At 74.1% G+C, this 17,784-nt stretch carries 20 protein-coding genes; 5 read left to right on the top strand and 15 right to left on the bottom strand.

Annotated elements, in window-relative coordinates; all coding sequences use genetic code 11:
• Positions 1-19: 19 nt before the first annotated feature.
• Together ACFQPP_RS00195 and ACFQPP_RS00190 are read right to left on the bottom strand one after the other, a co-directional pair.
• The gene (locus tag ACFQPP_RS00195) at positions 20-535 is read right to left on the bottom strand and encodes a metallophosphoesterase family protein (RefSeq protein WP_376914432.1); all 516 of its coding nucleotides are present in this window, start codon (positions 533-535) and stop codon (positions 20-22) included.
• A complete protein-coding gene (locus ACFQPP_RS00190) occupies positions 532-1,713 on the bottom strand; it encodes an MFS transporter (RefSeq protein WP_376914431.1) in 1,182 nt (393 codons plus the stop codon). The genes ACFQPP_RS00195 and ACFQPP_RS00190 overlap by 4 nt, the downstream gene beginning before the upstream one ends.
• A 22-nt stretch (positions 1,714-1,735) precedes the next feature.
• On the opposite strand from ACFQPP_RS00190, the gene ACFQPP_RS00185 reads away from it, so the two are divergent.
• Positions 1,736-2,305: a TetR/AcrR family transcriptional regulator gene (locus ACFQPP_RS00185; protein ID WP_376914430.1), complete on the top strand. Its 570-nt coding sequence runs from the start codon at positions 1,736-1,738 to the stop codon at positions 2,303-2,305.
• On the opposite strand, the gene ACFQPP_RS00180 is transcribed toward ACFQPP_RS00185, so the two are convergent.
• Entirely contained in the window at positions 2,302-3,249 is a 948-nt protein-coding gene (locus ACFQPP_RS00180) for a carbohydrate ABC transporter permease (protein ID WP_376914429.1), read from the bottom strand. The genes ACFQPP_RS00185 and ACFQPP_RS00180 overlap by 4 nt on opposite strands.
• On the bottom strand, positions 3,249-4,139 hold the full coding sequence (locus ACFQPP_RS00175; RefSeq protein WP_376914428.1) for a carbohydrate ABC transporter permease: 891 nt from the start codon (positions 4,137-4,139) through the stop codon (positions 3,249-3,251). The genes ACFQPP_RS00180 and ACFQPP_RS00175 overlap by 1 nt, the downstream gene beginning before the upstream one ends.
• A gap of 285 nt (positions 4,140-4,424) precedes the next feature.
• On the opposite strand from ACFQPP_RS00175, the gene ACFQPP_RS00170 reads away from it, so the two are divergent.
• Entirely contained in the window at positions 4,425-5,441 is a 1,017-nt protein-coding gene (locus ACFQPP_RS00170) for a GNAT family N-acetyltransferase (protein ID WP_376914427.1), read from the top strand.
• Positions 5,438-6,205, top strand: a complete 768-nt coding sequence (locus ACFQPP_RS00165; protein WP_376914426.1) for a LysR family transcriptional regulator substrate-binding protein — start codon at positions 5,438-5,440, stop codon at positions 6,203-6,205. Before ACFQPP_RS00170 ends, ACFQPP_RS00165 begins: the two co-directional genes overlap by 4 nt.
• A 145-nt stretch (positions 6,206-6,350) precedes the next feature.
• Here ACFQPP_RS00165 and ACFQPP_RS00160 read toward each other — a convergent pair whose 3' ends face one another.
• Both ACFQPP_RS00160 and ACFQPP_RS00155 read right to left on the bottom strand, forming a co-directional pair.
• Positions 6,351-6,998, bottom strand: coding sequence for an alpha/beta hydrolase (locus tag ACFQPP_RS00160; RefSeq protein ID WP_376914425.1), 648 nt, complete (start codon positions 6,996-6,998; stop codon positions 6,351-6,353).
• On the bottom strand, positions 6,995-7,426 hold the full coding sequence (locus ACFQPP_RS00155) for a YdeI/OmpD-associated family protein (protein WP_376914424.1): 432 nt from the start codon (positions 7,424-7,426) through the stop codon (positions 6,995-6,997). Before ACFQPP_RS00155 ends, ACFQPP_RS00160 begins: the two co-directional genes overlap by 4 nt.
• Positions 7,427-7,618: 192 nt before the next feature.
• Between ACFQPP_RS00155 and ACFQPP_RS00150 the strand changes: the two genes are divergently transcribed.
• Together ACFQPP_RS00150 and ACFQPP_RS00145 are read left to right on the top strand one after the other, a co-directional pair.
• Positions 7,619-8,158 carry an NUDIX hydrolase family protein gene (locus ACFQPP_RS00150; protein WP_376914423.1) on the top strand — a complete coding sequence of 180 codons (540 nt, stop codon included), beginning with the start codon at positions 7,619-7,621 and terminating at the stop codon, positions 8,156-8,158.
• Between the two features lie 173 nt (positions 8,159-8,331).
• Complete coding sequence (locus tag ACFQPP_RS00145; protein WP_376914422.1) at positions 8,332-8,778, top strand: hypothetical protein; 447 nt, start codon at positions 8,332-8,334, stop codon at positions 8,776-8,778.
• A 42-nt stretch (positions 8,779-8,820) separates the two neighbouring features.
• On the opposite strand, the gene ACFQPP_RS00140 is transcribed toward ACFQPP_RS00145, so the two are convergent.
• The 9 genes from ACFQPP_RS00140 to ACFQPP_RS00100 all read right to left on the bottom strand — a co-directional run bounded on the left by ACFQPP_RS00140 (position 8,821) and on the right by ACFQPP_RS00100 (position 17,742).
• Positions 8,821-9,639, bottom strand: a complete 819-nt coding sequence (locus ACFQPP_RS00140; protein WP_376914421.1) for a spermidine synthase — start codon at positions 9,637-9,639, stop codon at positions 8,821-8,823.
• Positions 9,636-10,085, bottom strand: coding sequence for a SprT-like domain-containing protein (locus ACFQPP_RS00135; protein ID WP_376914420.1), 450 nt, complete (start codon positions 10,083-10,085; stop codon positions 9,636-9,638). Before ACFQPP_RS00135 ends, ACFQPP_RS00140 begins: the two co-directional genes overlap by 4 nt.
• Positions 10,086-10,168: 83 nt before the next feature.
• A complete protein-coding gene (locus ACFQPP_RS00130; protein WP_376914419.1) occupies positions 10,169-11,809 on the bottom strand; it encodes an amidohydrolase in 1,641 nt (546 codons plus the stop codon).
• 96 nt (positions 11,810-11,905) lie between these two features.
• Complete coding sequence (locus tag ACFQPP_RS00125; protein WP_376914418.1) at positions 11,906-12,769, bottom strand: ABC transporter permease; 864 nt, start codon at positions 12,767-12,769, stop codon at positions 11,906-11,908.
• The gene (locus ACFQPP_RS00120; protein WP_376914417.1) at positions 12,766-13,701 is read right to left on the bottom strand and encodes an ABC transporter permease; all 936 of its coding nucleotides are present in this window, start codon (positions 13,699-13,701) and stop codon (positions 12,766-12,768) included. Before ACFQPP_RS00120 ends, ACFQPP_RS00125 begins: the two co-directional genes overlap by 4 nt.
• Positions 13,698-14,831, bottom strand: coding sequence for an ABC transporter ATP-binding protein (locus ACFQPP_RS00115; RefSeq protein ID WP_376914416.1), 1,134 nt, complete (start codon positions 14,829-14,831; stop codon positions 13,698-13,700). Before ACFQPP_RS00115 ends, ACFQPP_RS00120 begins: the two co-directional genes overlap by 4 nt.
• A gap of 2 nt (positions 14,832-14,833) precedes the next feature.
• Entirely contained in the window at positions 14,834-16,009 is a 1,176-nt protein-coding gene (locus ACFQPP_RS00110) for a spermidine/putrescine ABC transporter substrate-binding protein (protein ID WP_376914415.1), read from the bottom strand.
• Between the two features lie 196 nt (positions 16,010-16,205).
• Positions 16,206-16,805 carry a hypothetical protein gene (locus ACFQPP_RS00105; protein ID WP_376914414.1) on the bottom strand — a complete coding sequence of 200 codons (600 nt, stop codon included), beginning with the start codon at positions 16,803-16,805 and terminating at the stop codon, positions 16,206-16,208.
• A 94-nt stretch (positions 16,806-16,899) separates the two neighbouring features.
• Positions 16,900-17,742 (bottom strand): spermidine synthase, encoded by an 843-nt coding sequence (locus tag ACFQPP_RS00100; protein WP_376914412.1) that lies wholly within the window; start codon positions 17,740-17,742, stop codon positions 16,900-16,902.
• Positions 17,743-17,784: the final 42 nt, after the last annotated feature.

Below are 17,784 nucleotides of genomic sequence, written 5' to 3'. Positions count from 1 at the left end.
TCGCGGGCGTCGGCGATCGTCAGCGCGGCGTCGGCACGAGCTCGACGTCGAGCGAGCCGGCGTCGACGGTCGCGAGCATGACGGTGCCGACGGGCTGACGGCGGCGGTCGGTGGGCGAGCCGGGGTTCAGCAGCCGCAGACCGCTCGGCGTCGTGGTGTCCCAGGGGATGTGCGAGTGGCCGAAGACGAGCACGTCGCACGGCTCGCTCGCCCCGGGTCCGAAGCGCTCGTCGCAGCGGCGCTCGCGACCGGCTGCGGCACCGGTCTCGTGCACGACGGCGATGCGCACGCCCTCGACCTCCACGCGCGCCACCTCGCCGAGGCGCGCCCACAGCTCGTCGCCGTCGTTGTTGCCCGCGACGCCCACGACGCGGCGCGCGCGGCGCTCGAGCTCGTCGAGCAGGTCGACGTGCACCCAGTCGCCCGCGTGGACGACGACGTCGACGTCCTCCACGAGCCCCCAGACCTGCTCCTGCATCGCCTTCGCGCGCGTGGGCAGGTGGGTGTCGGCGATCAGCAGCAGCCTCGTCGTCATGCCTGCGAGTCTGCCCGCTCCGGGATGCGCGCCCAGGGGGTCGACGCGGCGGCGATCGCGAGGCAGGCGACGACGGCGGCCGCAGCGAACGCGGCGCCGAGCCCCACGGAGGGTGCCGCGACGCCCACGACGGCGGCGCCGACGGCCTGGCCGAGCACGAGCACGACGAACAGCATCGCCGTGCCGGGCGCGGCGCGGCGGGCGTCGATGGCGCGCGTCCAGGCGATGAGCACGCCCGAGCCGGCGGTGTAGCCCCAACCGAACGCCGCGCAGCCCGCGAACGCCACGATGGTCGACGACGGTGCCACGGCGAGTGCTGCCGTCGCCGCGGCGACCGTGCCGATCGTGACCGCCCAGGCGCGGCGCGGGCCCATGGCGTCGAGGGCGCCGGCGCTCGCGACCGCGAGCGCTCCACCGGCGCCGAGCGCGGCCCAGGCGACGATCGACGTGCCCTCGTCGGCGCCCGCGTCGACGAGGATGGTGCGGCCGAAGCTCCAGGTCGCGGCGGATGCCGCGCCCATGAGCAGCGCAGCGGTCACGACGGGGCCGTGGGCGCGCATCCACGCGAGCGAGGGCGCGGGCGCGCGCGGTGCAGCCCCGCGCGGGCCGCCCTCGCGGTGCGCGGCGATCGTCGCGACGGCGGCGATCGCGGCCGCGGCAGCCGCGACGACCCACACGGCACGCCAGTCGTCGAGCACGAGCGCGAGGATCGCCGCCGCGACGAGCCCGGGTCCCGTCCCCGCGTTCACGACCGACTGCAGCCGCGGCTGCTCGCGCGTGGCGCGATCGGTCGCCAGCAGCGCCACGAGCGCGGGCGAGGCGAGCCCGGCCCCCGAGGAGGCGGCGATCGCGGCGGCGGCGAACGCCGCGGCGTCGGCGGCGCACGCCATGCCGACGGCGCCGAGCGCCGCACCCGTGCCCGCCAGGGCGACGAGGGTGCGCGGTCGTCGGCTCGCGAGCAGGAAGCCGGCGACGGCGCCGACGCAGTAGACGGCGGATGCCCCGGCCGAGATGGCGCCCGCCGCGGGGGCCGTGAGCAGCAGGTCGCGCTGCACGTCGGGCAGCAGCAGTCCGTAGGCGAGCCGCACGAGCCCGTAGGCGCTCGCGATCAGCGCGAGCCCGGCGGCGACGAGCGCGAACGATCCGAGCCGCCCCGAAGACAAAAACGATCGTTTCACTTTTGCAGTCTACGGTGGGGGGATGGCGATGCGCACCTCCACCCGGGAGCGCCTGCTCGACGCCGCAGACGCGCTCTTCGCCGCCCGCGGCATCGCGGCGACGCCGGTCGACGCCGTGCTCGCGCGCGCCGGGGTCTCGAGCGCCACCCTCTACCGCGGGTACGCGAGCAAGGAGGCGCTGCTCGCCGCCGTGCTCGAGCGCCGCCACCGCGAGTGGATCGCATGCTGGGATGCCGCGATCGAACGCGCATCCGACGCCGACGGCAGGCTCCTCGCCGTATTCGACGCGCTCGACGACTTCCGCGACCGACCGCTCGGCTCGCGCTGGTGCGCCTTCCTCGGCGCCGCGGCCGAGTACGCCGACGCGCCCGCCGAGGTCGCCGACGCCGTGCGGCTCGACACCGACGCGCTGCGCACGCGCCTCGCGCGGCTCGCGCACGAGGCGCACGTCGACGACCCGGCGGCGCTCGCCGAGGGCCTGCTGCTCGTCGTCACGGGCGATCTCGCGATGCGGCTGCGCGCGCCTCGCCACACGACGAGCACGGCCCGAGCGGTGGCCGCGACGCTCGTCGCCGCGGCCGCCGCGCGCTAGCCCTTCCTGCCCTGCGTCGCGATGCCCTGCACGAAGTAGCGCTGCCCGAAGGCGAAGAGCAGCAGCATCGGCAGCGTCACGAGCAGCGCCGCCACCATCACGAGCTGGTAGTCGCCGTGCCCGCCGTTCGTCGGGCTGAAGCGCGTCATGGCGCTCGCGATGCCGAGCGGCACGGTGTAGCCCTCCTCCGACCCCGTGTTGAGGTAGATGAGCGCCGCCTGCAGGTTGTTCCACGACGCCTGGAACTCGAACAGCAGCACGATGATGAACGACGGCACCGACAGCGGGAAGGCGATGCGCCAGAACATGCCCCACGGCCGCAGCCCATCCACCGTCGCCGCCTCGAACAGCTCGCGCGGCAGCCCCAGGTAGAACTGCCGCTGCAGGAAGATGTAGAACGCGGAGCCGAAGAGGTTCGCACCCCACAGCGGCACGTTCGTGCCCACGAGGCCCAGCTCGTTCCAGATGAGGTACTGGGGCACGAGCGTCACGGCGCCCGGCAGCATCATCGTCGCGAGCACGATGCCGAACAGGACGCCGCGGCCGGGGAAGCGGAAGTAGGCGAAGCCGAACGCGACGAGCGACGACGACACCGCGACGAGCACGGCGGCGAGCACCGCGATGAGCAGGCTGTTGCCGACCCATGCCGCGAGCGGCAGCTGGTCGAAGACCTCCACGTAGTTCTCGGGCGTGAACGTCTCGGGCCACAGCCGGTTGTCGAAGACCTCGCCGCGCGGCTTGAGGCTCGCGGCGAGCAGCCACAGCAGCGGGTAGAGGAACAGCGCCGAGATGACGAGCAGCAGCGCCCAGCGCACGATCTGCCCCGCCCATCCCCACGCCGTGAGGGGTCGGTTCCGCCGGTCGCCGAGACGCCGCCTGCGCCGCGGGGGCGGTGCGGCCGCGCCGGTCTGCACCGCGGTCGCCGCCTGGGTGGTGGCAGTCATCAGCGCTCGCTCTCGTAGTAGACGAACCGGTTGCCGACCCGCAGCTGGATGAGCGAGATGACCAGCACGATGACGAACAGCAGCCAGGCCATCGCCGCCGCGAACCCGAAGTCGAACTGCCGGAACGCCTGCTGGAACAGGTAGATCGCGTAGAAGACGGATGCGTCGGACGACGCCTGGACCTGATCGCGGTGGAACAGCAGGAAGGCCTGGTCGAAGATCTGGAAGGCGGCGATCGTGAGCACGAGCACGTTGAAGAAGATCGCGCCCGAGATCATCGGCAGCGTGATCGACCAGAACCGGCGCACGGGGCCCGCGCCGTCGAGCTCGGCGACCTCGTACAGGTCTCGCGGCACCTGCTGCAGCGCCGCGAGGAAGATCACCATGGTGCCGCTGACGCCCCAGATGGTCATGAGCACGATGGAGGGCTTGATCCAGGCCGGGTCGACGAGCCACTGCGGGCCGTCGATGCCGAAGGCGGCGAGGCCGCGGTTGATCGCACCCTGGCTGCCGTTCAGCAGCAGCAGGAAGACGGACGCCGTCGCGACGGCGGGCGTCATCTTCGGCAGGTAGAAGACGGTGCGGAACAGGGCCGAGCCCTTGCGCAGGCTGCTCAGCAGCAGCGCGAGGCCCAACGCGACGGCGATCTCGAGCGGCACCGCCATGACGGCGTAGTACAGGGTGTTGGCGAGCGCCGTCGCGACCATGGGGTCCTCGACGAGGCGCTCGTAGTTCGCGAACCCCGCGGGCGTCGCCGTGTTCGTCGCGAGCTGATACCTCGAGAACGAGATGACGAGGCTGTAGACCATCGCGCCGAGCGTGAACACGAGGAAGCCGACGACCCAGGGCGAGATGAAGAGGTAGCCGGCGATCGCCTCCCTGCCGCGCATCGTGCGATGCCATGGGCGCCGCTCGCGCTCCCGGGGCGGATCGCCGCCGGTCGCCGTGGTGCGTCGTCGGTCGTCGGGCGCCGTCGCCCTCGTCTCGCTCACCGCCATCGTGTCGCCTTCCCGCGCGCGCGGCGCCCGGGCGCCGCTGCTCGGACGCTAGGAGCGCTGCTCGCGCTTCGGCAGGTGCTTGCGGCGAGCAGCGCCTCTCGCGTAGGGGATCGGCGGCGGCAGGCGCGACGCGTCCGCACCCTGCCCGCCACCAGCGCGCGCCCGTAGGCTCGGAGCATGAGCCTCGGTCCCATCTCCGCGCGCGTCCCCGACCTCGGCGAGCCCGGCCTGCCGGATGCCGTCGCCGGCGTCGCCTGGCGCCGCCCGACCATCGACGACGCCCCCGGCATCCGCGCAGCCCTGAACCTCGCGGGCCGCGTCGACCATCCCGAGTACCAGGTGCCGCTGCAGGAGGTCGTCGACGACTTCGAGGCGAGCCACGTCGACGTCGAGCGCGACCTCGTCGTCGGCGAGCGCGACGGCGAGATCGTCGCGTTCGGCTCGGCGGTCATGCCCGATGGGCAGACCGACGTGCGCCGCGTCTTCGTCGGCGGCACCGTCGTGCCGCAGGCGCGGCGGCAGGGCATCGGCGCGGCGATGCTCGCCTGGGAGGAGCGCCGCGCCGCCGAGCGCCTGCGCGCCCACGGCGACGACGAGCTGCCCGCGCAGATCCACGCGTGGGCGGGCTCCGAGACGTCGACCGTGCCGTTCCTGCGGGGCGCCGGCTACGACGTCGCGCGCTACTTCACCGACCTGCACCGCGACCTGTCGCAGCCGATCGAGCCGCTCGACGACGCGGGCCTCACGATCGTGCCGTTCACGCCCGACCTCTTCGAGGCCGGCCGCATCGCACGCAACGATGCCTTCCGCGACCACTGGGGCTCGCAGCCGACGACCGCCGAGCGCTGGGGCCGCTTCGTGGGCAGCCCCGTGCTGCGGCCCGACCTCTCGGCCGTCGCGGTCGAGGGCGACCGGATCGTGGGCTTCTGCCTCGCGGAGCACGACCCCGAGGATGCGGAGGTCGCGGGCTTCACCTCGGTCTACGTCGCGCTCGTGGGCGTCGTGCGCGATCGGCGCGGGCTCGGCATCGCGCCGCGCGTGCTCACCCGCACCCTCGAGGCTGCGCGGGCCGCGGGCCTCGAGCGCGCCGTGCTCGACGTCGACTCCGAGTCGCCCACGGGCGCCGTGGGCCTGTACGAGCGGCTGGGCTTCACGACGTCGAAGCAGTCGGTCGTGCTGGAGCGCGCCTGGTGAGCGGTCGCGCGCGCTCGCCGCGGCCGCCGCGACCCGGCAGGCCGGCGGGGCAGCGCGCGCAGGGGACGGGCGGCGCCGGCAAGGGTGCCGCGGGCACGGGCAAGGGCGGCGCTGGCAAGGGCGGCGCTGGCAAGGGCGGCGCTGGCACGCGCGGCGCAGGCGCGACGGCAGCCGCGAAGGGTCGGGCTCGCCCGGCGGCGCAGCAGCCCGCACCCGCGCCAGCCGCGCCCGCCGAGCCGTTCCGTCTCACCTACGTCGAGGGCTCGACGCCGTCGAAGTGGATCCGCGCATGGATCGAGCGCATGCCGCAGCCGCTCGTGCACGACCGCCTCGAGGTCGAGCGGCAGGACCGCGGGCTGCGCTCGGGCGAGGCCGACGCGGCCATCGTGCGCCTGCCCATCGACGAGGAGGGGCTGCACCTCGTGCGCCTCTACGACGAGCGCGCGTTCGTCGTGGTGCCGAGCGAGCATCCCATCGCCGAGATGGACGCGGTGGTCGCCGCCGACCTCGAGGGCGAGCCGACGATCGCGCGCGGCGGCATGACGTGGCGCGAGCTCATGGAGGTCGTGGGCTCGGGCGCCGGCATCGCGACGATGCCGCAGTCGCTCGCGCGGCTGCACCATCGCCGCGACGTCGCGGCGGTGCCGATCGAGGATGCGCCGCCGACGACGATCGCGCTCGCCTGGCGGCGCGACCGCGACGGCGCCGACGTGCAGGCGCTCGTCGCCATCGCGCGCGGCCGCTCGGCGCGCTCCTCGCGCTGACGCGACCCAGCCCGTCCGCGCCGCCCCGCGCGCACCCGCGCCGCCGGGAACCGCACCCCGACACTGGGCAGTCGATGCGCGCGAGTGGGCACCAGATGCTCTCGTGAGCCCGAGATCGGAGCATCTGCTGCCCAGTCGCCCGGGGTCAGGCGGGCAGCACCCGATCCAGGAACCCCGCGACGTCCCGCAGCTCGTCCTGCACGATCGAGTGCCCCATCGCGTACTCGTGCGCGTCGACGTCGGTGTGGTCGCGCATCCACGCGATCGTGCGCGCCGTCGCCTCCCGCGCGATGAGGTCGTCGGCCGAGCCCCACGCCTGGAACGCGGGGATGCGCGGATCGGCTGCGGCGAGCGCCGCGTCGCCCTCCGCATCCCCTGCGAACACGAAGCCCGACAGCTGCACGACGGCGGCGAACCGCTCGGGCGCGTGCCGCAGCAGCTGCAGCGTCATCGCGCCGCCCTGCGAGAAGCCGAGGAGCGACACCGATCGGAACTCGTCCTCCAGGTCGTCGAGCCAGGCGAGCACGCCGCGACAGGATGCGTCGATGAGCGACGAGTCGGTCGACATCTGGCTGCCCGCCGCGTACCAGGCGAAGCCGGGCCCGTACTGCAGCGGCGCCCGCAGCGCCGCGATCGTCATGCGCTCGGGCAGGAAGGGCGCGAGCGCGAACAGGTCGCCCTCGTGGCTGCCGATGCCGTGCATCACGACGAGCAGGTCGCTGCCCGCACGCCCGTCGAGCCCGTCGCGCCACAGCACGACGTCCGGGTCGATCGCATGCGCATCCGTGCTCATGCGAGCGACTCCACGACCTTGGCGACGCGACGCGCACGCGTGTCCTCCGCCTTCGCCGACTCGACCTGGCGCACGTGCTCCTTGCGCCTCGAGGGCGACTGCGCGTCGAACGCCGCCCGCACGCCCGCGGCGTCGAGCGCCGCAGCGAGGTCGGCGGGCACGGGGGTGTCGCGGCTCGAGGTGTCGTGCTCGAGAGTGACCTCGTGCTCCTCGCCGCCTGCGACGCCCGCCTCGCGGCGCACCTGCGCCGACACCGGCACGAGGTACCGGCCGCCCATGACCGCGATCGTCGAGGGGTACTCGTAGCCGTTCAGGGTGACCGTGACGGGCACTCGCCTGCCGGCGCCGAAGCCCAGCACGACGGCCTCGGGCACCTCGATGCCGACGTTGCTCCCCTGCAGCAGCAGGGTCGTGGTGAAGGTGGCCATCGCCGCTCCTCTCGCGCACGTGCGGCGCGTCGGCGCCAGCCTAGGCGTCGCGGCCGCACCGCGGGGCTGCACCGGCGGGGGCGGGCGGGCGCGGGCCGGGACCGGTCGCAGCAGCGCCGTGTCGCGACGGTCGCCGAGCGCGCCGCATCCCCGTGGCGCCGCGATGCGCCCGAGGGATGCCACGATGGAGGCATGGCCGTGAGCACGCCCGACCGCAATCCCGGATGGCTGAGCGACGACGACCTCGCCGACGCGAGGCGCCGCATCCCCATGCTGTACGTCGAGGCCGTGCCGGTGCGCCTCGATGGGCAGGGTCGTGTCACCGACGTGGGCCTGCTGCTGCGCGTCGGAGCCTCCGGCGGCATCGCGCGCACCATCGTCTCGGGCCGGGTCATGCACGGCGAGTCCCTGCGCGACGCGCTCGACCGGCACCTCGAGAAGGATCTCGGGCCCATGGCGTTCCCGCAGCTGCCGCCGTGCCCGACCCCGTTCCACGTCGCCGAGTACTTCCCGCTGCCGGGCGACGGCAACTACCACGACGACCGTCAGCACGCGGTGTCGCTCGTCTTCATCGTGCCCGTCACGGGCACGTGCGAGCCGCGGCAGGACGCCCTCGAGCTCACATGGCTCACCCCCGACCAGGCGGCGTCCGAGCTCGTGACGTCCGAGATGGAGGGTGGCCGCGGCGCGCTCATCCGTGCGGCGCTCGCGCACCTGGGCGCCCTGCGCTGACGCGCCGCGCCCCGCTGACGCGCCGCGCCCTGCGCTGACGCGCCGCGCCCTGGGCTGACGCGCCGCGCCCTGGGCTGACGCCGGGCACGTCGCCGAGGCGTCATCGCGCCCGCGTGACGTCCGGTGACGGGCGGAAGCGGCGACTGCTCCGGCGCGCCCGTACGCTCGCGTGCATGTCCGCCGAGTACCAGGTCCAGCTCGAGTGGGGTGCGCAGGCGCTGCGCGCCCATCCCGCCGACGTCGTCGTGGTCGCGGATGCCGACGCCGGCGAGACGGGCGACGCGTTGCGCGCCGCCGACGCGGGGCTCGTGCTCGCCGCCACCCTCGAGACGGCTGACGAGGTCGCCGAGCTCGTGGTCGCGCAGCAGGCGCGCCTCGGGCGTCGCGCGTCCGTGACGATCGCGGCCGCCGGCGACCGGTGGCCGGATGGCTCGCTGCGCGTCAGCGTCGCCGACACGCTCGTCGCGGGCAGGGTCGTCGACGCGCTCGCGGAGCGCGGCATCGACTTCCACTCGCCGCAGGCAGCCGTCGCGTGCGCGGCGGCCGTCGCGCTGCGCGGCGCGACGAGCCACCTCGTGCGCGCGGAGGCTGCGGCGCGGCCGGTGGCTGCGACCGCCTGACGCGACCCGGATGCGACGGCGACGCGTGCGTGCGCCCGCGCGTCACGCAGGTGGGATGAACGCCGCGCGGATCGGCTCGGGCGACCACCGCTCGTCGGCGTCGCGCATCGGCACCGCGTCGCCCACGATGCGCGACACGTCGTCCACGAGCGCGCCGCGTGCGGCGTCGCCGGCGAGCGCTGCGCGGATGCGGTCGCTCGCGATGGGTGCCCGACTCGCGACGAGCACGGCGTTGCCGAACCGCGCACCCGCGAGCACCGAGCCCTGCACGACGAGCGCCGTGTGGGCGAAGGCCGCCTCGAGCGACGCGAGGTGCGCAGCCGTGAACGCGAGCTCGGGGCCTGCGACACCGTTCGTCACGAGCACGCCGTCGTCGGCGAGCGCGGCATGCGCGGCGGTCGCGCATTCGAGCGACGTGAACGGAGGCGGGATGCGCCCGCCCGCGTAGACGTCGATCGCGATGGCGTCGAGCGAGGCGGGCGGCGCGGCGTCGAGCCACGCGCGCGCATCGCCGACGACGACCTCGACGCCCGGGGGCGGCGGCGCGTGCCGCACGACGAGGTCGACGATCGCGGGCTCGAGCTCGACGACGACCTGCTGCGCGTCTGGGCGTGCGTGCGCGACCTGCCTCGGCAGGCTCATGGCCGCGCCTCCGAGATGCGCCACGCGCGGCGCCGGCGACGCCGTGAGCGGCGATGCGAGCGCCGCGAGCATCCACCGCACCGTCGCGTGCGGCGACGGCTCGTCGTCTCGGCCGACGTGCGACTGCCTGAGGCCGTCGATCTCGAGCGCCCAGCCGTCGTCGAGTCGCACGATCGATGCGGACTGCCCGCTCGACAGCAGCGCGGAGGCGTCGCTCATCGCGCCCGCTGCCACGCGATGCGGTGCGCGGCGTCGAAGCGCTTCGAGCACTGCCCGCAGCTCGCGGCACGAGTCGGGCGGCGGAAGCGATGGTGCACGTGGCCGGCGGGGCAGCGGCCCACCCAGGTCGCCAGCTCGGTCGCGACCTCGCCGTCGTGCAGCCTGCCGCCCTCGAAGCCGATGTCGCGCGCGATCCGCCGCCACTGCGCGCCGTGCCCGGCGTCGAACCCGGCGAGCGCGTGCGCGACCTCGTGCAGCAGGATCTGGTGCACCTCGTCGTCGTCGTAGCGCGCTGCGAGATGCCGCGACACCGAGATGCGCCGTGCGCGGTGGTCGGTGAGGCCGGCGCGGCGGCGCGCGTGGTCGAACGCGAACGACCAGGAGTCGTCGAGGTGGATGCGGATGAGCGACTCGGCCCACACCTGCACGCGCGCGAGGTCAGCCACGAGCGCTCCGCCCGGCCGCGCTGCGCATCCCCATCCCTCCATGGTGGCATCCGCCACCGACGCACGGCCGGGGCGCGCGGGGGTCACGCGCGTGCGAACACCCGGACGCCGCCGACCCACGTCTCGTCGTTCGCGGTGTCGCCGATCTCGTCGGGTGCGCCCGCGAAGGGGTCGCGAGAGGCGATCGCGAGGTCGGCGAGGCGGCCGGGAGCGAGCACGCCGCACTCCCACCGGTTCACCCACGACGACCCGGCCGTGTACGCCGCGAGCGCCGTCGGCAGCGGCAGCGCCTCGGCCGGGAGGAAGGGGCGCATCCCGCGCGAGCCGGGCTCGGTGCGGCGCACGCCGACGTGGATGGCGGCCCACGGGTCCGGGGTCGAGACCGACCAGTCCGAGCCGGCCGCGAGCACGGCGCCCGCCTCGGCCAGCGACGCGAACGGGTACTGCCACGACACCCGCTCGGCGGCCTCGCCGCCGAGGAAGGGGATGGTGAGGTCGACCATCTGGTCCTCGTACACCGCCCACAGCATCTGCATGTTGGCGGCGACGCCCAGCGCACGGAAGCGCGCACGATCGTCGGGGTGCACGACCTGGATGTGCGAGATGTGCGGCCGCGAGTCGATCCAGCCGTTCGCCGCGCGAGCCGCAGCAACCGCGTCGAGGCACTCGCGCACCGCGCGGTCGCCGATCGCGTGGAAGTGGGCCTGGAACCCGAGCCGCTCGAGCTCTGGCAGCGCCTCGGCGAGCACCGCGGGGTCGTGGAACGACAGCCCGTCGTTCGCCGTCGCATGCCCGTGGCCGTCGCAGTACGGCTCGAGCATGCCCGCGGTGAAGTTCTCGGCGACGCCGTCCTGCATGATCTTCACGCTCGTCGCCGCGAACGTGCCCGCCGTCCATGCCGCCCTCCGCTCGACGAGCTCGGGGATCTGCTCGACGCCGCGCCCGCGCTCCCACCACAGGGCGCCGCGCACGCGCGCCGTGAGCTCGCCGGACTCGGCGAGCGCGAGGTACGTCGCGCCCGGGTTCGGCGCGTCGCCGTAGTCGCCGAGGATGGCGTCCTGCCAGCCGGTGATGCCGAGGGAGTGCAGGTACCGCTGCGCGACCCGCAGCGCCTCGCGCATCCGCTCGGGCGACTCGACGGGGATGAGTCGGTTGACGAGCGTCATCGCGCCCTCGTGCAGCGTGCCGCTCGGCGAGCCGTCTGCGAGGCGCTCGATGCGCCCGTCGGCGGGGTCGGGCGTCGTCGCCGTGATGCCCGCCATGCGCAGCGCCACCGAGTTCGCCCATGCGCCGTGGCCGTCGCGGTTCGTGAGGAACGCGGGCCGGTCGGGCACGAGCGCGTCGAGGTCGGCGGCGAGCGGCGTGCCGCCGGGGAAGGCGGCCATCGCCCATCCGCCGCCGAGCAGCCACGGCTCGTCGCGGTGGTCGTCCACGTACGCCGCGATGGTCGCGAGATAGGCGCCGCGGTCGACGGCCGTGTCGGCGAGGTCGCAGCGCAGCATGTCGAGGCCGCCCCATGCCGGATGCACGTGCGCGTCGACGAAGCCGGGCGTGAGCAGGCGTCCGCGCAGGTCGACGACCTCGGTGGATGCCGTGCGCAGCTCGAGCACGTCGTCGTGGCCGACCGCGACGATGCGGTCGCCCGTCACGGCGAGCGACGTCGCGAAGGATCGTGCCGCGTCGGCGGTGAAGATGGGTCCGTTCGTGAAGATCGCGTCGACCACGAGCCTGCCTTTCCGTCGGTGCGTCGGGTGCGTGCGCGGCGGAGCGACCGCCGACGATGGGCGCCGACCGCGTCGAGCGGGCGGCGGCGGTGGCGGTCAGCCGCCCGTCATGGTCCGTGCGATCTGCGTCGTGGAGTCGCCGGAACGGCGCAGCACGATCGCGACGAGCACGAGCACGAGCAGCGTGAGCACGAGCATGACCGTCGACATCGCGGCGATCTCGGGTCGCAGCCCCGAGCGCACGGAGCCCAGGATGTACACGGGCCACGGCGTCGCGCCCTGCACCGACACGAACGCAGCGATGATCGTGTTGTCGAGGCTCAGCGTGAACGAGAGCAGGAAGCCCGAGACGACCGCGGGCGCCGTGAGCGGCAGCGTGACGCGCGTCAGCGACTGGAGGGGCGTGGCGTACAGGTCGGCTGCGGCGTGCTCGAGGTGCTCGTCCATGCCGACGAGCCGGGAGCGCACGAGGTACGCGACGACGGCGGTCGAGAACAGCGAGGAGCCGATCGCGAGGCGCACGATGCCGTCGTTGAGGATCGTGATGCCGAGCTCGGTGCCCAGCTGCACGAACCACGGCAGCAGCGCCACGGCATCCACGATCTCGGGCGTCACGGTCACGAGCAGCAGCAGCGCCGTGAACGCCACCGTCCACCTGCCGGGCCGGCGTGCGAGCGCGATGCCCGCCATGGTGCCGAGCACCGTCGCGACGATGGCCGACCAGACGGCGACGCGGATCGTCACGAGCACCGTCGCCACGATCTGCCGATTGCCGAAGGCCGCCTCGTAGGCCGAGAGCCCGAAGCCGTCCCACGACGAGAGCAGGCGCCCCTCGTTGAAGGAGTAGGCGACGATGACGAGGATGGGCGCGAAGAGGAAGGCCATGACGAGCCAGCCCCAGATCGACAGCAGCACGTCGGTCGCGGGCCTGCGGCGGCGCCGCACGGCGGGGGCGCTCACGAGCCCTCTCCGATGCGCAGCCGGTTCGCGCGCCGCACGGGCAGCGTGACGAGCCACAGCATGCCGGCGGCGACGACCGCGGACAGCACGGTGGTGAGGATGAGCACGACGGCCATCGCCGAGCCGAGGGCCCAGTTCTGCGCGGTCTGGAACTGGCTCGCGACGAGCTGCCCCGCCATCGTGCCCTGCGCGCCGCCGAGCACGGTTGCGGTGATGTAGTCGCCCATCAGCGGGATGTACACGAAGAGCACGCCTGCGACGATGCCGGGTCGCGCGAGCGGCAGGGTCACGGTGAGGAAGGTGCGCACGCGGTCGGCGCCGAGATCCTTGCTCGCCTCGCGCAGCGGGCCCTCGACGCGGTCGAACGCCACGTAGAGCGGCAGGATCATGAGCGGCAGGTAGTTGTAGACGACGCCGATGACGACGGCGGCGCGCGTGTTCAGCAGCTCGATGGGGCCGAGGCCGAGCGCCATCGTCCACTCCGAGAGGAACCCCTCGGGTGCGAGCATGACGCGCCATCCGATGGTGCGCACGAGGAAGTTCGTCCAGAACGGCACGAGCACGAGGCCGAGCATGAGGCCGCGGCGATGCGCGGGCACCTTCGTCGCGATCCAGTACGCCGCCGGCATCGCGATCACGAGGCACAGCACCGTGCCGACGACGCCGACCCAGAGCGTGTTGACGAAGACGGAGGCGAAGGTGGGCGACAGCGCCTCGACGTACCGGTCGAACGAGAGCCGATCGGTCGCGACCGTCTCGAACAGGCTCGGCTTGTAGCCGAGCGAGTAGAAGAGCACGAGCCCCACGGGCGCGACGAAGAACACGAGCAGCCAGAACCATGCGGGCAGCGCCAGCAGGAAGGGGGGAGGGCGCAGGCGGTGGCGCGGCCGCGGCGGAGCCGCGGCGCGCGGGGCGGATGCCGTGGCCGTCACGACGCCGCCGTGACCGGCTGCTCGGTGGGCGTGCGGTCGTCGGGGAAGACCGCGACGTCGGCCGCATCCCACGACAGGGTCACGGCGTCGCCCGGCTGCACGCTCGGCGCGCTCGGGCGCGGCGTGAGCGCGACGATCGAGTGCCTGCCCGACTCGACGATGTACTGCATCGACTCGCCGAGGTGGCTGATGCCGACGAGCCTGCCGACGAGCCGGTTCTCGCCCGCGTCCTCTCCGAGGGCGATGCGCACGGCCTCCGGTCGGATCGCCGCTCGCACCGGCGTGCCGTCGACGAGGGATGCCGTGCCGCGCAGCGCGAGGCCGTCGGCCTCGACGCGAGCACCCGAGGCGATGCCTGCGAAGAAGTTCTGCCTGCCGATGAAGCCGGCGACGTAGGCGGACGCGGGCGCGCCGTAGACCGTGTCGGCGTCGGCGAGCTGCTCGATGCGGCCGTCGCGCATGACGGCGATGCGGTCGCTCATCGAGAGCGCCTCGCCCTGATCGTGCGTGACGAACACGAAGGTGGTGCCGAGCCGTGCCTGCAGCAGCTTCAGCTCGACCTGCATCTCCTCGCGCAGCTGGCGGTCGAGCGCCGACAGCGGCTCGTCGAGCAGCAGCACCGACGGGCGGTTCACGAGCGCGCGCGCGAGCGCGATGCGCTGCTGCTGCCCGCCCGAGAGCGCAGCCGGTCGGCGGTCGGCGAAGCGCCGCATCCGCACCATGTCGAGCGCCTCGACGACCCGGTCGCCGATCTCCGCGCGAGGCACGCGCGCCCGGCGCAGCCCGAAGGCGACGTTCTCGCCGACCGACAGGTGGGGGAAGAGGGCGTACTGCTGGAACACCGTGTTGACGGTGCGCCGGTGCGGAGGCACGCCCACCACCGAGGCGCCCGAGATGCGGATGTCGCCGGCGTCGGGCTCCTCGAAGCCCGCGATCATGCGCAGCGTCGTCGTCTTGCCGCATCCGGAGGGCCCGAGCAGCGAGAGGAACTCGCCCTGCGCGATGTGCAGGTCGATGCCGTCGACGGCGATCTGGTCGCCGTAGCGCTTCGTGAGCCCCGAGAGGGTGACGTCGCCCGCCTGCGCCTCGGCGGCGGCGTGCAGGGCTGCCTGGGCCGCGGTGTCGGTCATGCCTACTGGCCCGCCGCGGCCTTCATGGCGTTCCAGATCTCGACGCCGCGCGGCTGGGCCTCGTTGACCTCGCCGTTGTGCATCGTCGCGAGCTGCTCCTCGGTGAAGAACACGATGTCGGTGCGCTCGAGGCCCTGCTCGGTCGCCGCCTCCTCGATGCCGGCGACGCCCGTGTGGTACCCGATGTAGTCGAGCTCCTGCAGCGACACGACGGGGTCGAGCACGTAGTCGATGAAGGCGTGCGCGGCCTCGGGGTGCGGGGCGCCCGTGGGGATGCACCAGTTGTCCATCCACAGCTCGGTGTCGGGTGCGCCGAGGCGCCACTGCCAGCGATCGGGATCCTCGGACTCGAGGATGCCGAGGCGAGCGTCGCCGTTCCAGCACTGCATGAGCACCTGCGTGCCCTGCTGCATCGCGCCCGAGCCCGGATACGAGTCGAACGCCGAGACGTGCTGGGCGAGCGTGTTGACGAGGAAGTCCTCGGCGGCGTCGAGGTCGGCGGCGTCGGTCGTCGTCCACGGGATGCCGTTCGCCCAGAAGTAGAGGCCCGTGATGTCCTCGGGGGCGTCGAGCAGGCTCGTGCGGCCGCTCGCCTCGTTCTGCGCGGCGTCGAGGAAGTCCTCCCACGTCACGAGGTCGCGGGTGATGACGGTCGAGTCGAACACGAACCCCGTCGTGCCCCAGTCCTTGCAGATCGAGTAGGCGTTCTCCGGGTCCCAGTCCTGCGCGGCGAACGCCGGGTCGAGGTTCGAGAGGTTGGGGATGAGGTCGAGGTTCAGCTCCTGGATGAGGCCCTGCTCGATGAGCTGCGGGATGAAGACGCCCGTCGGCACGATGATGTCGAAGCCCGACGTGCCGTTCGCGGCGACGAGGCGCGCGATCATCTCCTCGTTCGACGAGTAGGAGTCGAGGGTGACCTGCGGCCCCTCGGCGTCGGCGAAGCCCGTCATGGTCTCGGGGGCGTCGTAGTCGCCCCACGTGTAGATGGCGAGCGAGTCCTCGAGCTCGCCTCCGGTCGCGGCGGGCGCCTCGCTCGTGGAGGGTCCGGAGCACGCGGCGAGGAACGCCGTCGCGCCCGCGCCGGTCGCGACGGCGAGGAAGCCGCGGCGCGTGAGCTCGCTCGTGATCGCCTGCGAGCCTGCGCGGCTCGCCAGGATGCGGATGGGTCGTCGTGCCATCGGAGCTCCTCGGGGCTGTGCGGCGCTCGACGTCGTGCGCCTGGTTCCCGTGAGCGTAGGGCGGTGCGCACGACGCTGACAATGGATTCGATGGCGCGGGCGTCGGATCGTCACGATTCCGTGACCGCGACGCAACATCCGCGACGCATTCCGTCGCCGCCGGGCGTCGTGCGCAGCGTTCGGGGTACGCGGGCGGCTAGCGCTCGCCGAACAGCGGATGCGTCGGCCTGGCCCGCCCGGAGGCGCCCTCGGCCCGGTCGGCGCGATCGAGCGCGACGAGCAGCGACACCTCTGCTGCGTCGATGGCGTCGCGGCGCTCGCGATCGGCCTGCTCGTCTCCGGTCGGCTCCGCAGCGGCGGACTGCAGCAGCGCGAGCGACTCGCCGAGGTCGTCGGCGGCCTCGCGCCACCGGCGCGCGGCGAAGCGCGCGACCCCGCGCTCGTGCAGAGCCTCGGCGAGCACGGCGTCCCACCCCGACGCCCTGGCCTCGTCGACGACCGAGTCGCAGTCGCGCAGCGCGGCGGCGATGCGCCCGCCGCCCACGGCGATCGCGGCGCGCAGCAGGCGCATGCGCGCGCTCTCGCGCCGATCGCCCGTCGCACGCGCGACCATGAGCGCCCGCGCCGCCGATCCCGCCGCCTCGTCGATGCGCCCGACGGCGAGCAGCAGCCACGCGCGCTCGGCGAGGTCGGCCATCGCCCGCGACAGGCCGATGGCGTCGATGCGCGCCGTCGCCGCCGGGACGTCGACCGTCGGGCGCAGCGTCGTCACGTCGAAGCCCAGCACCGCATGCATGCGCACATCCTGCACCCGACCGCCGACGCCATCCGGCTGCATCGCCTGGCGCGTCGCCGACACGCCGTGCCGCGCCCCGGAGTCCGTGCGCGACCTATCCGAAGACCGAGCGGCTCGGCGGCGGCGAGGGGATGGCCGTGGCGTCGGTCACGATCGCGCCGCTCGCCGCGAAGCGCCGCAGCTCGTCGCCGTCGACGACCTTCGCGGGCCACGGGTCGCGCTGCAGCGCGGCGGGCACCCCGTCGAGACGCAGCGGCTGCTGCGAGGCGATCGCCACGAGGTTGCCGTACCTGCGCCCCTTGAGGAAGCCCGTGTCGGCGATCGCGGCGACGTGGGGGTGCGCGGCCGACAGCGTGGCGAGCTGCGAGCGCACGAACCGCAGCTCGCGCCCGTCCGCCAGGTTGACGAGCAGCACGCCGTCGGGCGCGAGCAGCGCGCGCACGCGCTCGTGGAACTCGAGCGACGTCACGTGCGCGGGCGTCTGCGAGCCGGCGAACACGTCGACGACGACGAGGTCGCACACGCCCGTGAGCCCCGCGGGCAGGCGCTCGAGCACCGCCCGGGCGTCGCCGTAGCGGATGCGGATGCTCGCCTCCCTGGGCAGGGGGGCCACGGCGCGCACGATCTCGACGACGCCGGGCTCGAGCTCGATGACCTGCTGTCGCGACCCGGGCCGCGTGCGCGCGACGTAGCGGGGGAGCGTCAGGGCGCCGGCGCCGAGGTGCACGGCGGTGAGGGCGCCCGGCCGCATCGCGTCGAGCACGTGGCCCATGCGCTGCACGTACTCGTAGACGAGCAGCTCTGGCCGCTCGGGGTCGACGTGCGACTGCGGCGTGCCGTCGACGACGAGCTGGTAGCCGCCCTCGCCCGCGAAGCGCATCTCGGCGTGCATGCCGTTCGAGAGCGTCGTCGAGGGGAGTCCTGCCACGCCGACCATCCTGCCCTGCGTCGCCGGGCGGGCCGTGCGCGCTCCCGCGGC

This window comes from Agrococcus sp. GCM10030265 (assembly GCF_042666675.1).
Lineage (GTDB): Bacteria > Actinomycetota > Actinomycetes > Actinomycetales > Microbacteriaceae > Agrococcus.
Note: the sequence above shows the minus strand (reverse complement) of the source record. Positions and strands in the feature narration are given on the sequence as shown.

Bases quoted from the DNA above. Each gene is read 5' to 3' on its own strand.
- ACFQPP_RS00195 (WP_376914432.1), bottom strand. From the start codon at position 535: ATGACGACGAGGCTGCTGCTGATCGCCGACACCCACCTGCCCACGCGC.
- ACFQPP_RS00180 (WP_376914429.1), bottom strand. From the start codon at position 3,249: ATGACTGCCACCACCCAGGCGGCGACCGCGGTGCAGACCGGCGCGGCC.
- ACFQPP_RS00140 (WP_376914421.1), bottom strand. From the start codon at position 9,639: ATGAGCGACGCCTCCGCGCTGCTGTCGAGCGGGCAGTCCGCATCGATC.
- ACFQPP_RS00145 (WP_376914422.1), top strand. From the start codon at position 8,332: ATGTCCGCCGAGTACCAGGTCCAGCTCGAGTGGGGTGCGCAGGCGCTG.
- ACFQPP_RS00170 (WP_376914427.1), top strand. From the start codon at position 4,425: ATGAGCCTCGGTCCCATCTCCGCGCGCGTCCCCGACCTCGGCGAGCCC.
- ACFQPP_RS00175 (WP_376914428.1), bottom strand. From the start codon at position 4,139: ATGCGCGGCAGGGAGGCGATCGCCGGCTACCTCTTCATCTCGCCCTGG.
- ACFQPP_RS00110 (WP_376914415.1), bottom strand. From the start codon at position 16,009: ATGGCACGACGACCCATCCGCATCCTGGCGAGCCGCGCAGGCTCGCAG.
- ACFQPP_RS00185 (WP_376914430.1), top strand. From the start codon at position 1,736: ATGGCGATGCGCACCTCCACCCGGGAGCGCCTGCTCGACGCCGCAGAC.
- ACFQPP_RS00115 (WP_376914416.1), bottom strand. From the start codon at position 14,831: ATGACCGACACCGCGGCCCAGGCAGCCCTGCACGCCGCCGCCGAGGCG.
- ACFQPP_RS00155 (WP_376914424.1), bottom strand. From the start codon at position 7,426: ATGGCCACCTTCACCACGACCCTGCTGCTGCAGGGGAGCAACGTCGGC.
- ACFQPP_RS00100 (WP_376914412.1), bottom strand. From the start codon at position 17,742: ATGGTCGGCGTGGCAGGACTCCCCTCGACGACGCTCTCGAACGGCATG.
- ACFQPP_RS00160 (WP_376914425.1), bottom strand. From the start codon at position 6,998: ATGAGCACGGATGCGCATGCGATCGACCCGGACGTCGTGCTGTGGCGC.
- ACFQPP_RS00150 (WP_376914423.1), top strand. From the start codon at position 7,619: ATGGCCGTGAGCACGCCCGACCGCAATCCCGGATGGCTGAGCGACGAC.
- ACFQPP_RS00105 (WP_376914414.1), bottom strand. From the start codon at position 16,805: ATGCATGCGGTGCTGGGCTTCGACGTGACGACGCTGCGCCCGACGGTC.